The sequence below is a fragment of the Desulfuromonadaceae bacterium genome (assembly GCA_019429445.1).
GTDB lineage: Bacteria > Desulfobacterota > Desulfuromonadia > Desulfuromonadales > JAHYIW01 > JAHYIW01.
Genome location: JAHYIW010000016.1, coordinates 1 through 15,923, shown reverse-complemented (window position 1 = coordinate 15,923; position 15,923 = coordinate 1). Strand labels below are relative to the sequence as shown.

The 15,923-nt window shown below is 51.4% G+C and carries 10 protein-coding genes and 1 pseudogene; all 11 read left to right on the top strand.

From position 1 onward, the window contains the following. Positions 1-57 precede the first annotated feature (57 nt). Positions 58-1,034 (top strand): annotated as a pseudogene (locus K0A93_07975) (calcium/sodium antiporter). Between the two features lie 374 nt (positions 1,035-1,408). After that, positions 1,409-1,618, top strand: coding sequence for a helix-turn-helix domain-containing protein (locus tag K0A93_07970; GenBank protein MBW6512036.1), 210 nt, complete (start codon positions 1,409-1,411; stop codon positions 1,616-1,618). Continuing rightward, positions 1,615-4,887 carry a DEAD/DEAH box helicase family protein gene (locus tag K0A93_07965; GenBank protein MBW6512035.1) on the top strand — a complete coding sequence of 1,091 codons (3,273 nt, stop codon included), beginning with the start codon at positions 1,615-1,617 and terminating at the stop codon, positions 4,885-4,887. Before K0A93_07970 ends, K0A93_07965 begins: the two co-directional genes overlap by 4 nt. After that, complete coding sequence (locus tag K0A93_07960; GenBank protein MBW6512034.1) at positions 4,887-5,696, top strand: DUF4391 domain-containing protein; 810 nt, start codon at positions 4,887-4,889, stop codon at positions 5,694-5,696. Before K0A93_07965 ends, K0A93_07960 begins: the two co-directional genes overlap by 1 nt. Before the next feature lies 1 nt (position 5,697). Beyond that, positions 5,698-6,075, top strand: a complete 378-nt coding sequence (locus K0A93_07955) for a GxxExxY protein (GenBank protein ID MBW6512033.1) — start codon at positions 5,698-5,700, stop codon at positions 6,073-6,075. A 79-nt stretch (positions 6,076-6,154) separates the two neighbouring features. Then, positions 6,155-8,221, top strand: coding sequence for a site-specific DNA-methyltransferase (locus K0A93_07950; GenBank protein MBW6512032.1), 2,067 nt, complete (start codon positions 6,155-6,157; stop codon positions 8,219-8,221). A gap of 8 nt (positions 8,222-8,229) precedes the next feature. Next, positions 8,230-9,336 (top strand): AAA family ATPase, encoded by a 1,107-nt coding sequence (locus K0A93_07945; protein ID MBW6512031.1) that lies wholly within the window; start codon positions 8,230-8,232, stop codon positions 9,334-9,336. Beyond that, entirely contained in the window at positions 9,329-10,015 is a 687-nt protein-coding gene (locus K0A93_07940) for a DUF4276 family protein (GenBank protein ID MBW6512030.1), read from the top strand. The genes K0A93_07945 and K0A93_07940 overlap by 8 nt, the downstream gene beginning before the upstream one ends. Then, positions 10,012-13,089, top strand: a complete 3,078-nt coding sequence (locus tag K0A93_07935) for a DEAD/DEAH box helicase family protein (GenBank protein MBW6512029.1) — start codon at positions 10,012-10,014, stop codon at positions 13,087-13,089. Before K0A93_07940 ends, K0A93_07935 begins: the two co-directional genes overlap by 4 nt. Next, positions 13,086-15,674 carry an AAA family ATPase gene (locus K0A93_07930; protein MBW6512028.1) on the top strand — a complete coding sequence of 863 codons (2,589 nt, stop codon included), beginning with the start codon at positions 13,086-13,088 and terminating at the stop codon, positions 15,672-15,674. Before K0A93_07935 ends, K0A93_07930 begins: the two co-directional genes overlap by 4 nt. Beyond that, positions 15,671-15,923, top strand: a 253-nt coding sequence (sbcD, locus tag K0A93_07925; protein MBW6512027.1) for an exonuclease subunit SbcD, incomplete at its 3' end; no start/stop codon positions are given. The genes K0A93_07930 and sbcD, both read left to right, overlap by 4 nt.

The following is a 15,923-nucleotide window of genomic DNA, read 5'->3' as shown; positions in this document are numbered from 1 at the left end:
GAACACGTTTCCAACGCATGTTGATATCTCGTTTAAGCGGATAAGTAAGGGATCTATATGACACTGCCTTTTATCGCTATCATTTTTGGCCTCGCACTACTGGTCTGGAGCGCCGACCGCTTTGTGGAGGGTTCAGCCTCTACCGCCCGCCATTTCGGCATGCCGCCGCTGTTGATTGGCATGGTGATTGTCGGCTTCGGCACCTCCGCGCCGGAAATGGTGGTCTCGGCGCTGTCGGCTTCGCAGGGCAATCCGGGGATCGCGCTCGGCAACGCATACGGATCCAATATCACCAACATCGCCCTGATCCTGGGGGTAACCGCCCTGATCAGCCCGATCGCCGTCCATTCGCAGGTGCTGCGCAAGGAGCTGCCTATTCTCACTGTCGTGACCGCGCTGGCGGCCTGGCAACTTTGGGACGGTGAAATTACCCGGTTCGATGCGCTGGTGCTGCTCGCGGTGTTCGGCGGGGTGATGGCCTGGACCCTCTGGCAGGGGCTGCGGAAAAAAGCGGATACGTTGGGCAGCGAGATGGAACAGGAGCTGGAGGTCCGCTCCATGCCGCTGCGCCGGGCGGTCTTCTGGCTGCTGGCAGGGCTGGTGTTGTTGATTTTCAGCTCCCGAATACTGGTGTGGGGCGCAGTGGAGATCGCCCATCGGTTCGGGGTCAGCGACCTGATCATCGGCCTGACCATCATCGCGGTCGGCACATCACTGCCGAACTCGCCGCGTCGATTATTGCTACCCGCAAGGGGGAACACGACATCGCACTCGGCAATATCCTGGGTTCCAACCTGTTCAACACCTTGGCGATAGTGGGGATCGCTGGCGCGATTCATCCCATGGCAGTCGGGCCGGAAGTCTTCACCCGCGACATACTGGTGATGGCCGCACTGACCTTGTCGCTGTTCGTCATCGGTTACGGGTTCCGGGGAGCGGGGCGTATCAACCGGTTCGAGGGCGCGGTGCTGCTGGCCTGTTACGTGGGCTACACGACCTACCTGATCACTACGATTTTCGGTGGGCAGGCATAGGCCGATTTCCAGCCATTCTTTCTCTGTTTGCCCCCTGATTCTCTGAAGCCGAAGGCCCAAGTCGGAAGCTCATCCGGAAGTCTAACGTCAGCGTTTGAGGTGCCGGAAGGACTGATCCATGGGGAGCGGGCGCACTTCGATTCCTGCCTGGACTTACTGGATGCCATGCCTGGATTACGCGGAAAGAGTCGCCAGCGGCGAGTGGTTACGTCCGTGAGCAGACCTTTGCGGCCTTATCCGGACGAAATCGTTTGACAATCGGCCTCTGCCTAAATATATTAAAGAACGTTTTAATTTGGGGAAGCTTCGCCCTGCATTCCCGTTACCGCCTCTGGCGTGGCAAAAAAACCAATCGCCCCTGAGGAGCTGGAGATATGGCCGAGATGGAAGACCGCTGGTTATCAGTAGACGAGATAGGCAAGTACCTCGGTGTCAGCAGTGACACCGTTTACCGCTGGATCGACAAGCATGCGATGCCCGCCCATCGCATGGGCCGTCTTTGGAAGTTCAAGAAAGATCAGGTCGATGCCTGGGTTGAGGCTGGTGGTGCGGCGGACCGCAACAAGAAGGGCTCGGACGAATGAAGATCATCGACAACATCAATTCTTTGCTGGGCGACGATCTGAAGGCTTCCATCCACCCCAAGGCCAAATTGAAGATCGCGGCATCGTGCTTTTCGATCTATGCCTATGAAGCTTTAAAGTCCGAGCTCGCAAAGATTGAGTCGTTGGAATTCATCTTCACGGCACCGACCTTCGTTCCCAACGAAGTCACCGACAAACTCAGAAAAGAACGCCGAGAGTTTTTTATCCCCAAGGCCAACCGGGAACGCAGCCTCTACGGCTCCGAATTTGAAATCCAGCTTCGCAATAAGCTCACCCAACGTGCCATTGCCCGCGAGTGTGCCGAATGGATGCGCCGCAAAGCCAGATTCCGCTCCAACAAAACCAAATCCCCGATGCAGCAGTTTACCTGCATTCAGGGGCCTTCGCTGGAAGCGGCATATATGCCTTTGCATGGTTTCACCGCCGTGGATCTGGGATATCAGCAGGGTGATGCCGTTTCCAACATCGTCAACCGGGTAGACGAGACGGCCTTTACGTCGACATACCTTCAGCTTTTTGACCAGATCTGGAGTGACCCGACAAAACTTGAAGATGTGACCACCGCAATCTGTGATCATATCGCGTCGGTCTATCAGGAAAATTCGCCAGAGCGCATCTACTTCCTGATGCTTTACAACATCTTCAGTGATTTTCTCGATGATATTGATGAAGACGTCCTGCCCAACGACCGCACGGGTTATCAGGATACGCTGGTCTGGAACAAGCTTTTCAATTTTCAGCGTGATGCTGCCATAGGCATTATCAATAAGCTGGAAACCTACAACGGCTGCATCCTGGCCGACAGCGTGGGGCTTGGTAAAACATTCACGGCTCTGGCCGTTGTGAAATATTACGAACTGCGCAACCGTTCGGTGCTAGTGCTGTGTCCCAAGAAACTCGCGGACAACTGGTTGAATTACAACAGCAACCTGACGACCAACATATCCTCCCGAGATCGGTTCAATTATGACGTTCTATGCCACACTGACCTGTCCCGCACCTCGGGAGAGTCGTTCGGCATTCCTCTGAATCGGATCAATTGGGGCAACTATGATCTGGTCGTCATCGATGAATCACATAATTTCCGCAACAACGATGCCGTCAAGGACCGGGAAACCCGCTATCAGAAACTGATGAACCAGGTCGTCCGCCAGGGCGTTAAAACCAAGGTTCTGATGCTGTCCGCCACCCCGGTCAATAACCGCTTCAATGATCTGCGCAACCAACTCGCGCTGGCTTACGAAGGCGACTCTGAAAATCTCAGCAAGAAGCTGCGCACGGGCAGATCAGTGGAAGAAATCTTCCGCAATGCCCAAAAGGCCTTCAACCTGTGGTCAAAACTGGCACCCGAGGATCGCACGGCGCGGGCTATTCTGGATTCCCTTGATTTTGACTTTTTTGAACTGCTTGACAGCGTCACCATTGCCCGTTCGCGCAAACATATCCAGACCTTCTATGACACCAGTGACATAGGCCAGTTTCCCGAGCGTCGCAAACCGCTGTCATTCCATTCGCCATTGACCGACCGCACGGATGTCATGAGCTTCAATGAAATATTTGAACAGCTCTCGCTGCTTAAACTGGCCGTCTACGCCCCGATCAGCTACATCCTGCCCAGTCGGCTCAAAAAATATGAAGACCTGTACGACACGCAGGTGGAAGGTGGCAAAGGGAAGCTGAAGCAGGCAGACCGCGAACGAAGCCTGCAGGCATTGATGACGACCAATCTGCTCAAGCGACTGGAAAGCTCGGTTGAGGCTTTTCGGCTCACCCTGAAAAGCCTGCATGACAACCATGCCCGCACCCTGAGCAAAATCGATTCATTCAGGGTTACAGGTGATGCTGGCAGTGTCTCTGACTGGACCGATAGCCTGGCAAACCTCGAAGCCGAGGAAGATGATATCCCAGTTCCGGGTGAAGCCGAGATCGGCGGCAAGGTGAAGATAAACCTTGCCGACATGGATCTTCCATCGTGGGAACATGACCTGAAGGTTGATCTGGAAGTCATTAACGCCTTGCTAAGCTCCATGGCAAAAGTCACACCCGAGGAGGACGCCAAGCTGCAACACCTGAAAGCCCTGATTCTCAGCAAGATTGAAAATCCTATCAACGATGGCAATAAAAAGGTCCTCATTTTTACTGCCTTTGCCGACACGGCCAATTATCTCTACAACAACCTGGCGGATACCCTGCTGGCAACACTGGGGCTGCACACCGGAAAAGTAACCGGCAAGGATGCGCCGAAATCAACCCTCAAAAAGAATTATGATTTCCAGTCGCTGTTGACGCTTTTTTCTCCTCGCGCCAAGGATAAGGATCAGGTGCTGCCAAATGAATCAGCTGAATTGGACCTGCTGATTGGCACCGACTGCATCTCCGAAGGGCAGAACCTTCAGGACTGCGATTTTGTTGTCAACTATGACATCCACTGGAATCCGGTTCGCATCATTCAGCGATTCGGTCGGATCGACCGTATCGGCTCGATCAACAAGACCATCCAGCTGGTCAACTACTGGCCCGATATTTCTCTGGATGAATACATTAACCTCAAGGAACGGGTCGAAAACCGGATGGTCATTGCCGACGTGACGGCCACCGGCGACGACAACGTCCTCACGGCAAAAAGCAGCGAAATTTCGTATCGGAAAGAGCAACTCCGGCGTATGCAGGAAGAGGTGATCGAACTGGAAGACCTTAAAACAGGTGTGTCCATCACCGATCTTGGTCTGAATGATTTTCGCATGGACCTGCTGAACTATGTCAAAACCAATGGCGACCTTGCCAACGTGCCCAATGGCATGCATGCGGTTGTCCCCGCCAGACCAGAAATGGGATTGCACTCCGGCGTCATCTTCGCACTGCGCAACCTCAACCATGGCGTTAACATTAACCAGCAGAACCGGCTGCATCCCTACTATTTGATCTATATCGCGGGCGATGGGCAGGTTATTGCCAACCACACCGAGGTCAAATCACTGCTCGACCTGGTGCGCTCCAGCTGCAAGGGACAACCGGAGCCCATTCAGGCCGTCTGCCGCCTCTTCAATCAGCAGACCGACGAAGGCCGGAACATGAAGACTTGTTCCGACCTGCTGAGTACCGCGATCCGTTCGATGATCGACGTCAAGGAAGAAAAGGACCTGGACAGTCTGTTCTCGGGCGGCAGAACCACGGCCCTGGTGAACACCATCGCCGGGCTCGATGATTTCGAGCTCGTCGCCTTTCTCGTGGTGCAGGAGGAAGAGTAATGGAACCACGGAACACACGGAATACACAGAATGGAAAACCTGAAAAGAACCCTTCCGTGCCTTCCGTGGTTTATCAATACCCTGAATCGGCGAAATTTGGCCGGGTTGTTCCCAAGAGCAAAATCTACGAACACGGAAGCCCCAGCAATGCAGTCAGACAGTTGTTTGTGCGGCAGGTGGAACAGATCGTCTGGCAGCACAAGCTTGCCCCGGAGACAGTCAACCTGAAGGCATCAAAGGCCGTGCCTGAAATCCAGATCTTCAGTATTACGCTCAAGGGGGACGAACTCAAACCCGAGGTGCTGCGCTGCATTGACCTGGCCATTCCCTTCCCGATCATTTTTGAGCTTCGGTTCGACGGGAAAGTAAAACCTGTCGCCGCCTTTAAGCGGCCGAGTGAAGCGGATGCCAGCAAGTGGGTCATCAGCAACTATTTCGAAGGGGGATGGTTTAGAGAATTAATCACGGAAGACACGGAAAGCACAGAACGTAAAAAACAAAACTCTTCCGTGTATTCTGTGTGTTCCGTGGTTAAAAGAGAGCCTCTGCCTTTGGTGATGGATTTGGGGAAGTTGTATGAAAGTTTGCTGGATGGATTGATGCCATACCCGGCGCGACCGGCTGAAGGCTTACAGGCGCGGGTGGAACGGATGGAGCGCATTTGCCTCAAGCAGCGGGAGCTGGAGCGTTGCGAGGCCCGGCTCCGCAAAGAAAAACAATTCAACCACAAGGTCGCGATCAATGCCGAGTTGCGCGACCTGAAACAAGAACTTGAACGATTAACCACGGAAAACACGGAAGACCACTGAAATGGGTAATTTGTTATTTGAAGAAGAAACCTTTGCCATTCGTGGGGCCGTTTTCGAGGTGTATCGAGAGCTCGGTTGTGGCTTCCTTGAGGCTGTATATCAGGAGTGTCTTGAGAAGGAACTCAGTGCCAAAAGTATTCCCTTCCTCTCCCAGCCAGAATTGACGCTCAACTACAAAGGGCAACGATTACAGCAAACCTACAAGCCTGACCTGATTTGCTATGACCAGATCATTCTTGAGCTCAAAGCGGTCAAGGACATATCGCCAGAACACAAAGCACAGGTAATCAACTACCTGAAGGCAACAAACTTGAAATTAGGATTACTGATCAACTTCGGCAGTCACCCGAAAGCACAGATTGAAAGATTTGTTTTATGAACCACGGAACACACGGAATGACACGGATAATAACAAAAACACGTTCAGTGTCTTCCGTGGTTAAAGAAAGAGGTTTTAAATGGAAAAGATGAAAATGCACTCCCCGAACCTGACCCAGGGAAACATCGCCCGCATCCGCGAACTGTTCCCCGGCTGTGTGACGGAGGTTAGAACCACGGAAAACACGGAAAGCACAGAAAATATAAAACAAAATCCTTCCGTGTCGTCCGTGTCTTCTGTGGTTAAATATGCGATTGATTTTGATTTGTTGCGGCAGGAGTTGTCCGAGTCCATCGTGGAAGGCCCGCAGGAGCGCTACCATCTCAACTGGCCCGGCAAGCGGGAGGCGCTGCTCACCGCCAATGCCCCCATCGCCAAGACCCTGCGCCCCTGCCGGGAAGAGAGTGTGGATTTTGATACCACGAAGAACCTGTTTATTGAGGGCGACAATCTGGAAGCCTTGAAGCTGCTCCAGGAGACCTACCTCGGCATGGTCAAGATGATCTACATTGACCCGCCGTACAACACGGGCAAGGATTTTATCTACGAAGATGATTTTGCCGAGAACGCAGAGGAGTTCCTGAAGAGGTCGAATCAGAAGGATGAGGAAGGGAATCGGCTAGTTGCTAATACAGAGTCCAATGGGAGGTTCCACTCGGATTGGCTCTCGATGATATATGCGCGATTGAAACTTGCGAGGAATTTGTTGAGAGATGATGGCGTCATTTTTATTAGTATTGATGATGGTGAGGTTGGGAACCTAAGAAAGTTAGCAGACCAAATTTTTGGTGAAACGAATTTCATTGCCAACCTGATTTGGCAGAAAAAATATACAAGGGCAAACGATGCCAAGTGGTTTTCAGATAACCACGACCACATTCTTTGCTACGGCAAGGATAAGCAAGGCATGACATTAAAAATGTTGCCAAGAAATGAAGATCAGTTGGCGGCATACTCAAATCCAGATAACCACTCCAAAGGCATATGGAAGGCAACACCATTACACGCCAAAAGTGGCACCAATACGTCGGAATACACCTTTAATAATGGCATCACTTGGAAACCGCCCATTGGTACGTATCGCCGCTTTAACGATGAATCAATGAAAAGGATGGATGAGAACAATGAAATTTGGTTTGGCGCTAATGGTACACAAACACCATCCAGGAAGAGTTTCCTCTGTGATGTAAAAGAAGGTGTAACCCCGGTCACCTTATGGCCATATGATGAAGTTGGCCATACTCATGAAGCAAATAACGAACTAAAGACTCTTGGAATTGGAGGGCTTTTCAATAATCCAAAACCAACACGACTGCTTAAACGAGCGTTAATTCTGGCTACAAATCCAGGAGATCTTGTTCTCGACTTTTTTGCTGGCTCTTCTACCACAGCTGACGCGGTTATGCAGCTCAACGCAGAGGACGGCGGCAACCGCAAGTTCATCATGGTGCAGCTCCCTGAACCGTGCGACGAACATTCCGAGGCATTCAAAGTAGGCTATAAAACCATCGCCGAAATCAGCAAGGAACGCATCCGTCGAGCAGGCAAGAAGATTCTGGAAGAGCTGACCACGGAAAGCACGGAAAAACACGGAAAAGACAAAGATGATTTATTCAATTCTTCTTCCGTGCCTTCTGTGTCTTCCGTGGTTAAAAATAAACTAGACATCGGCTTCCGCGTCCTAAAAGTCGACTCATCTAACATGGCCGACGTCTACTACACGCCGGACGCCATCGACCAACAGAATCTCCAACTCTTCACCGACAACATTAAGCCAGACCGCAAGCCCGAAGACCTGCTCTTCCAAGTGCTGCTGGACTGGGGCGTGGATCTTTCACTTCCCATCCGAAAAACAGTTATCACCACGGAAAACACGGAAAGCACAGAAGGTAAAAAACAAAACCCTTCCGTGTCGTCTGTGTCTTCCGTGGTTAAAAATTCTTTTGAAGTCTTTTTCGTGGACGATAACGCCCTTGTCGCCTGTTTCGATACCGGCGTGAATGAGGACCTGGTCAAAGAACTGGCCGGGCACAATCCGCTGCGGGTTGTGTTCCGCGACACCGGTTTTATCTCCGATGCTGTCAAGATCAACGTGGAGCAGATTTTCAAGCAGATGTCTCCGGGCACCGAAGTGAAATCGATATAGGGGGCGCTATGGGAACTTCTCTGGATAAATTAACGATAAAGGGTTTCAAGTCGATCCGCTCGCTCGTCGATTTTGAATTAACGAATCTGAATGTGGTGGTGGGTGGCAACGGCGCGGGAAAAAGCAATCTCATTTCGTTTTTCAGGATGCTGCGGGCGCTGATCGACGGCAATTTGAACCGTTATGTACGGGATAACGGCGGCGCGGGGGATATTCTCTTTAATGGTCGCAAGGTGACGGAAAAAATGGAGTTTGAAACGAGGTTCGGCGTTCGCGGATTCCGTTTTAAGCTGGTACCTACACCGAGCAATGCCTGTGCCATTGAAGACGAGGCGCGGTATTACCAAGGCGGAACCACGGGCTGGTGGGTGTTGGGGGATAGCGATGACGGCACGTCGCGCATGGTCAAAGAGGTAAAGGAAAACAAGGGTGATACCAAATACAGCCAACCTGTTTTCGATGCCATATCCTCGTGGCAGATCTATCACTTTCACGACACCAGTTCCACTGCGGCAATGCGGAACTACGAGATTGTCGAGGACAACAAGGTGCTTCGCACCGATGCCTCAAACATCGGTCCATTCCTCTATAAACTGAAGCAAAAGCATCCGAAGGAATACAAAGATATTCTCAATGCCATTCGCCTGGTCACGCCATTCTTTGATGACTTCATTCTTGAGCCACGCGAGAGTGGCGCCAAAAAAGAAGTCAATATCAGCTGGATGCAAAAAGGGTCGGATTATCCCCTTCAGCCTTATCATCTTTCCGACGGTTCCATTCGCTTTATTTGCCTTGTCACGGCGCTGCTGCAACCGAATCCACCCTCCACCATTATCGTGGATGAACCTGAATTGGGGCTTCATCCTGCCGCCATCGTCATTCTGGCGGAACTCATTCAGGTCGCTTCCAAACGAACACAGGTTATCGTGGCAACCCAGTCTCCGGCTCTGATCGATCAGTTCGGCATTGACGATATTATCGTTGTCAATCGTGAAGACGGCGCATCTACATTCAAGCGGCTTGACGAAAAAGATTATTCTGAATGGCTCAAAAGTTACTCTGTTGGTGAACTCTGGATGAAGAACGTGATCTCCGGAGGGCCGGTTTATGAGTAACTTTATCGAGGTGATCACCATTGTTGAGGGCAAAACCGAAGAAATTTTTATCAAATCATTGTTGCAGCCCTATCTTGCTAAAAAGATGATTTTTATGACACCGACTCAGGTCAGCAAGCCTGGACAAAAAGGCGGTGACGTGAGGTTTGAACGGGTCAAGAAAGACCTTGCAATTCATCTCAAACAACGCGCTGATACTTACCTGACGACACTGGTGGATTTTTATGGGGTACGCGAATGGCCGGGCATAGATTTGGTTCCCGCGAAAGCGCCCCCCGCAAAGATTGCGGAAATCATCAACGACGCAACCCAGGCTGCCGTGGTTGACCTTTTCGCCAAGCAACAGGCGAAGAGGAGATTCATCCCCCACATGGTCATTCACGAATTTGAAGCACTGCTCTTCAGTGACAGCGCAAGTCTCGCAACTGAACTAGATATAGCTGAAGAAAAAGTCAAGGCGGTACTGAAAGAGTGCGGAGAACCTGAGGCAATCAACAACAGCCCGGTAACGGCTCCTTCAAAGCGACTTGACGGGTGGTCGATGAATGGTGAATTCCCCAAGACGACAACGGGCATTACCGTGGCGCGCAATATCGGTATACAGAAGATGCGGGAGCAATGTCCTCTTTTTAATGCGTGGCTGCAACGTTTTGAAGCAATCGTCGGGGGGCAGGCATGAAACTGAAATTCAAAGTCCAGCCTTATCAAACCAATGCAGTTGAAGCTGTTGTCGATTGTTTTGCCGGGCAGGTGAATACCTCGGGCATTGCCTACCGCATTGATCCGGGCACAAACCGGAAAGATTCGCAGGGCTACTACCAGACATCGTACCTGGAGCAGAGCGGCTTCAAGAACGCCGATCTCCAACTGACCGATGCCCAGATATTGACCAATATCCATGCCGTGCAGCGGCGGCAAAATCTGCCCTTGTCCGACAAACTGGTGTTCAGCGCTGGCTGCAAGGTCAATCTTGACGTCGAGATGGAGACCGGGACCGGCAAGACCTACTGCTACGTCAAGAGCGTCTTCGAGATGAACAAGCGCTACGGCTGGTCCAAGTTTATCGTGGTGGTCCCCAGTATCGCCATTCGTGAAGGTGTGCTTAAATCGCTGGAAATTACCGCCGAACACTTTACGGAGAGCTACAGCAAAAAAGCCCGGTTCTTTATCTACAACTCTAAGCAACTTCACCACCTGGAGAGCTTTGCGTCGGATGCAGGCATCAATGTCATGGTTATCAATATCCAGGCGTTCAATGCCACGGGCAAGGACAACCGCCGCATCTATGATGAACTGGACGATTTCCAGTCACGCCGACCCATTGATGTGATCAGCAGCAACCGCCCCATCCTGATTCTGGATGAGCCACAGAAAATGGAAGGCGCAAAAACCCTGGAGGCGCTCTCAAAGTTCAAACCGCTGATGATCCTGCGCTACTCGGCGACTCATCGCACCACCCACAACAAGATTCACCGCCTCGATGCTCTGGACGCCTATAACCAGAAGCTGGTGAAGAAGATCGCGGTGCGCGGCATTGCGGTGAAGGGCTTGGCAGGCACCAACGCCTATCTCTATCTGGGATCCATCGAGATTTCCAAGAAGGCACCGGTCGCCCGTATTGAGCTGGAGGTGCGCCAGGGAAATGGGATTAAGCGCATTGTGAAACGCCTGGAACGCGGCAAGGACCTGTTCGTTGAATCGAATGAGCTCGATCAATATCGTGGCTTCGTCATTGCCCAAATCGATGCCAATAACGACACGGTCGAATTTACCAATGGCCACGTTCTGTCTGCGGGTGATGCGACCGGAGACGTAACCGAGTTGACGATGCGGCGGATTCAAATTCGTGAAGCCATCAAAGCGCACCTTGAGAAGGAGCAGCACCTCTTCGCTCAAAACATCAAGGTGCTGTCACTTTTCTTCATCGATGAAGTCGCCAAATATCGCGATTACAGTCAGGCGGATGATCAGGGAGAATATGCCCGTATTTTTGAGGAGGAGTACGAACTGCTCAAGTCTGAATATTTAGGGGAGCTCGCACTCGATAACGAGGATTACCGCAAATACCTGACCGATATTCGGGTTGGCCGGACGCACAACGGTTACTTCGCCATCGACAAGAAAACGAAAAAGCTCACTGATCCAAGTTTTAAGACACGGGGTGAAGAGGCGGGACTCTCGGATGATGTCGATGCCTATGATCTGATATTGAAGGACAAAGAGCGGCTTTTATCCTTCGAAGAACCGGTCCGTTTTATCTTTTCTCACTCGGCCCTGCGTGAAGGTTGGGACAATCCCAACGTTTTTGTCATGTGCATGCTCAAGCACAGCGACAACACGATCTCGCGCCGCCAGGAGGTTGGTCGGGGGTTGCGGATTAGTGTCAACCAGCACGGTGACCGCATGGATCACCCGGCCACAGTTCACGATGTGAATATCCTAACCGTTGTGGCCAGCGAAAGTTATAAGGACTTTGTAGCCAACCTGCAGCGTGAAATCAGTGACTCGCTGTCGGCTCGCCCCCGCAAGGCGGACGAAGCCTACTTCACAGGGAAGGTCATCACCACGGAAACCGGAACATTGGAAATCACCCCGGTCATGGCCAAGCAAATCTATAAATATCTGCTTAAGAACGATTATACGGATGACGCCACGGACCAGGTTGCCGAGACCTATCACCGGGCAAAAGCCGATGGAACCCTGGCGGCGCTCCCTCCTGAGCTTGCTCCTCATGCGGAGCAGATTTTCGCGCTGATCGACAGCGTCTTCAGTGAATCCCAGTTGCCTGACGTGGGTGATGACCGTAAACCGAAGACCAACCCGCTGAATGCCAACTTCGAGAAGAAAGAGTTTAAGGCACTGTGGGACCGTATCAACCAGAAGGCCGTGTACCGCGTTGAGTTTGAGTCAAACGAACTCATACAGAACTGCATTCGGACGCTTGACAAGGAGCTCCGGGTTACTCCTCTGCAGTACACTATCCAGGGTGGCGAACAGGTCTCTCAGGCCACCTACGATCAAGTAAAGGCGGGTCAGTCATTCGAAGTTCGTGAAACTGCTACGGAAGAATATAACGCTTCGATTCATACGATGGTCACCTACGACCTGCTCGGAAAGATCGCCGAAAACACCCAGCTCACTCGGAAAACAATCGCGGATATATTGAGCAACGTTCAACCCGCAGTTTTCAAGCAATTCAAACAGAACCCCGAGCACTTCATTGCCGAGGGGTCGCGGCTGATCAATGAGCAGAAGGCCACGATCATCATCGAGCGGCTGAGCTACGACAACATCGCCGAGACCCACGATATCGATATTTTCACCGCAGGCCAAAGCAAGCAGGATTTCAGCAAAGCCAGCGAAAAGCTGAAAAACCATATCTACGACTACGTGATTACCGACTCCAAGGTTGAAAGGGAGTTTGTGAAAGAGCTGGATACCAGCAGCGAGGTGGTCGTTTATGCAAAGCTCCCCAGAGGCTTTCTGATTCCTACTCCCGTCGGCGACTACAACCCGGACTGGGCCATTTCTTTCAAGGAAGGCTCGGTCAAGCACATCTATTTCGTCGCCGAGACCAAAGGCTCCATGTCCAGCATGGAACTGCGGGCTATTGAGCATACAAAAATCGAATGCGCCCGCAAGTTCTTCGCGGAGGTCAACCGCAAGATTGATCCAGAACACGTGAAGTATGACGTGGTGACCAGCTACGGGAAGCTGATGGAGATTGTCGGTATGGGAGGGGCAAAAGCATGAGTAATATTTCGGCATCACTGACCAAATGGTTTTCAGAGCGTCCCCAGTGGCTCCAGATTGCGGCTACTCGGCTACTTCAGCAGTCTGAGCTTACTGACAAAGACGTCTCTGAGCTCGCAACCCTGTGCCAGCAGGAATCTGACGGAAAGCTGTCCAAAACGACCTGCTCCTTTCCTGCTTCCGCGTTCTCCCAGGGCGCTGCAGGTACCTTGCGTTTGTGTTCAATCAGTGATGTCGAAGGAGTAAACGCCCTTGCTCCGAAAAAACCACTTGAGTTTGGTAAGGGCAATATCACGATTGTTTATGGCAACAACGGATCAGGCAAATCCGGTTACGTCAGACTCCTCAAGCATGTATGCGGTGCCCGCGAGACGGGTACCCTTCACCGCAATGTCTATAAGCCCGGTTCTGCCGTGCAGAAAGCCAGCATTTCGTTTGAGCAGGACGGCATTCCGAAGAGTCATACGTGGTCAGGACAAGGTATCTGCGATGACCTCAACAGCGTTGATATTTTCGACACCTCGTTTGGCAAGGTCTTTGTCAGCAGCGAAGACGAAGTGAGCTACGAGCCGCCGGTATTATCGTTTTTTAGCTCGCTCATCCTCGCATGTGAAAAGGTCGCCTCGGCCCTGGACGCCGAGACCAATCGGCACCAGTCGAAAAAGCCGAATATCCCGGCTGACAAGAAAGTAACTTCAGAAGGTATCTGGTACGAATCCATCAGTGCCAAGACCACCACCCAGGACATCGACAAGCACGGCGTATTTAGCAGCACTGACGAGACCGAGATGCAAACGCTACAACAGCGCCTTGCCGAACAGGCACCGGCGGAAAAAGCGAAGCAGCTGAGAAAGCAGAAACAGCATATCGACACTCTGATCCATGATGCCCAAAAGTATCTGGATCAATTATCGGACGAGAATTGCCGACGGATCATTGCTGCCAAGAAGAAGTCGATCCTCAAGAAGACAGCGGCAGATACGGCGGCGGAAAAGGTATTCTCCGGCAGCGAGTTGGAAGGTATCGGATCTGATGTCTGGAAAGAACTTTGGGAAGCAGCCCGAAGTTACTCCGTATCGGCTGCCTACAAAGAAACCGACTACCCGAATGTTTCTGATGGTTCCCGTTGTGTTCTATGCCATCAGACCTTGACCCAAGAGGCCAAGGACCGCTTGATTTCCTTCGAAAAGTTCGTGAAGGGTGAAATGCAGAAAGCCGCAACGGATGCGGTCAAGGAGTATGAGACCGCCACTCAGACTATCGAGGCGTTACCGACATCGGAGACGCTGAAGACACGAATCGATGCGGGAGGCATTCCACAGGATGAAGTCGCCAGCCAGGTGACGGAATTCTTTACTCAATTACAGGCCAGGAAAGATCAGCTTCCAGGGATCGATTCCGAAGAAGCCATTCCCGCTATTATGCTCTCACCGAAGTGGATCGAAGAAACAAATGCCCATTCGAAGAGCCTCGGTGAACTCGCGGCAAAATATGACGAAGACGCCAAAAGTGACAATCGAGAGGAGATCAAGAAAAAGCTGATCAGCCTACAGGCCAAAAAGTGGTTGTCTGAGCACCGCGCCGCCATCGATGAAGAAGTTAATCGCCTGAAGCTGCTGAATCAGATCCAGGAAGCGAAGAAGTTGACCAATACCAAAGCTCTGTCTCAAAAGAAAGGGGAACTGGCAGAGGCCTTGATTACAGATGCGTTCGTGCAGAGGTTCAACGCAGAGCTCAAGGCCCTCGGTGCCTCTCAGGTGAAGGTTGAGCTCGTGAAATCAAAAGTCTCCAAGGGCCGAGTCCTTCATAAGCTCCAGCTTCGAGGTGCCTCTCAGAATGGTCTCGCCGATATTCTGAGCGAGGGAGAAAATCGGATTGTCTCCATTGCGTCATTTCTTGCTGATGTCACAGGCAGGACACATCCGGCTCCCTTTGTATTTGATGATCCAATTTCTTCACTTGATCAAAATTACGAAGAGGCAGTTGTTCAACGTCTCTGCTCTATTGCTTCCGAGAGACAAGTTATCATATTCACCCATCGCCTATCACTTCTGGCGATGGTTCAGGACTATGCCAAAAAGGTTAGCGTAAAGCCTGAAATAATATGTATCCGTGAAGAACCGTGGGGAAGTGGTGAGCCGGGAAACACCCCTCTACAAGCTCAAAAACCATTACAAGCACTCAACACGCTAATCAATAGCGAGCTTCCAAAAGCAAAAAAACTATTCAATGAAAGTGGTTTTGATGCTTACAAGTCAGAAGCGAAGTCTATCTGTAGTGAATTCAGAATTCTTCTTGAACGAATGGTGGAGTACGAACTCATGTCGGATGTTGTCCAGCGGTATAGACGGGCAATAAATACGATGGGAAAGATTAGCAATCTGGCCAAGATCTCAGAAGCAGACTGCAAATACTTTGATGACCTGATGACAAAATATTCGAGATATGAACATTCCCAACCACTTGAGGCACCAGTCACGCTTCCAGAACCGGATGAGTTGGAGACAGATTTTAATGGATTAAAACAGTGGCAAACAGAATTTAAAAATAGACCGATAACACCAGTTCCGCAGGAGGCTAAATGAAAATCCTCCATACATCCGACTGGCACATCGGCCGCACCCTTTATGGCAGAAAACGCTACGAGGAGTTCGAATCCTTTCTGACCTGGCTGGCGGAGACGATTCAGCAGAATGAAATTGATGTACTGCTGGTGGCAGGCGACGTTTTTGACACCAGCACTCCGAGCAACCGTGCCCAAGAGCTCTATTACCGTTTCCTGTGCCGGGTGGCCGCGTCACCCTGTCGGCACGTTGTCGTCGTGGCGGGCAACC

What these genes read in the sequence shown, in the direction of transcription:
- K0A93_07945 (MBW6512031.1), top strand. Translation starts at nt 8,230, where the DNA reads ATGGGAACTTCTCTGGATAAATTAACGATAAAGGGTTTCAAGTCGATC.
- K0A93_07950 (MBW6512032.1), top strand. Translation starts at nt 6,155, where the DNA reads ATGGAAAAGATGAAAATGCACTCCCCGAACCTGACCCAGGGAAACATC.
- K0A93_07955 (MBW6512033.1), top strand. Translation starts at nt 5,698, where the DNA reads ATGGGTAATTTGTTATTTGAAGAAGAAACCTTTGCCATTCGTGGGGCC.
- K0A93_07960 (MBW6512034.1), top strand. Translation starts at nt 4,887, where the DNA reads ATGGAACCACGGAACACACGGAATACACAGAATGGAAAACCTGAAAAG.
- K0A93_07940 (MBW6512030.1), top strand. Translation starts at nt 9,329, where the DNA reads ATGAGTAACTTTATCGAGGTGATCACCATTGTTGAGGGCAAAACCGAA.
- K0A93_07970 (MBW6512036.1), top strand. Translation starts at nt 1,409, where the DNA reads ATGGCCGAGATGGAAGACCGCTGGTTATCAGTAGACGAGATAGGCAAG.
- K0A93_07965 (MBW6512035.1), top strand. Translation starts at nt 1,615, where the DNA reads ATGAAGATCATCGACAACATCAATTCTTTGCTGGGCGACGATCTGAAG.
- K0A93_07935 (MBW6512029.1), top strand. Translation starts at nt 10,012, where the DNA reads ATGAAACTGAAATTCAAAGTCCAGCCTTATCAAACCAATGCAGTTGAA.
- K0A93_07930 (MBW6512028.1), top strand. Translation starts at nt 13,086, where the DNA reads ATGAGTAATATTTCGGCATCACTGACCAAATGGTTTTCAGAGCGTCCC.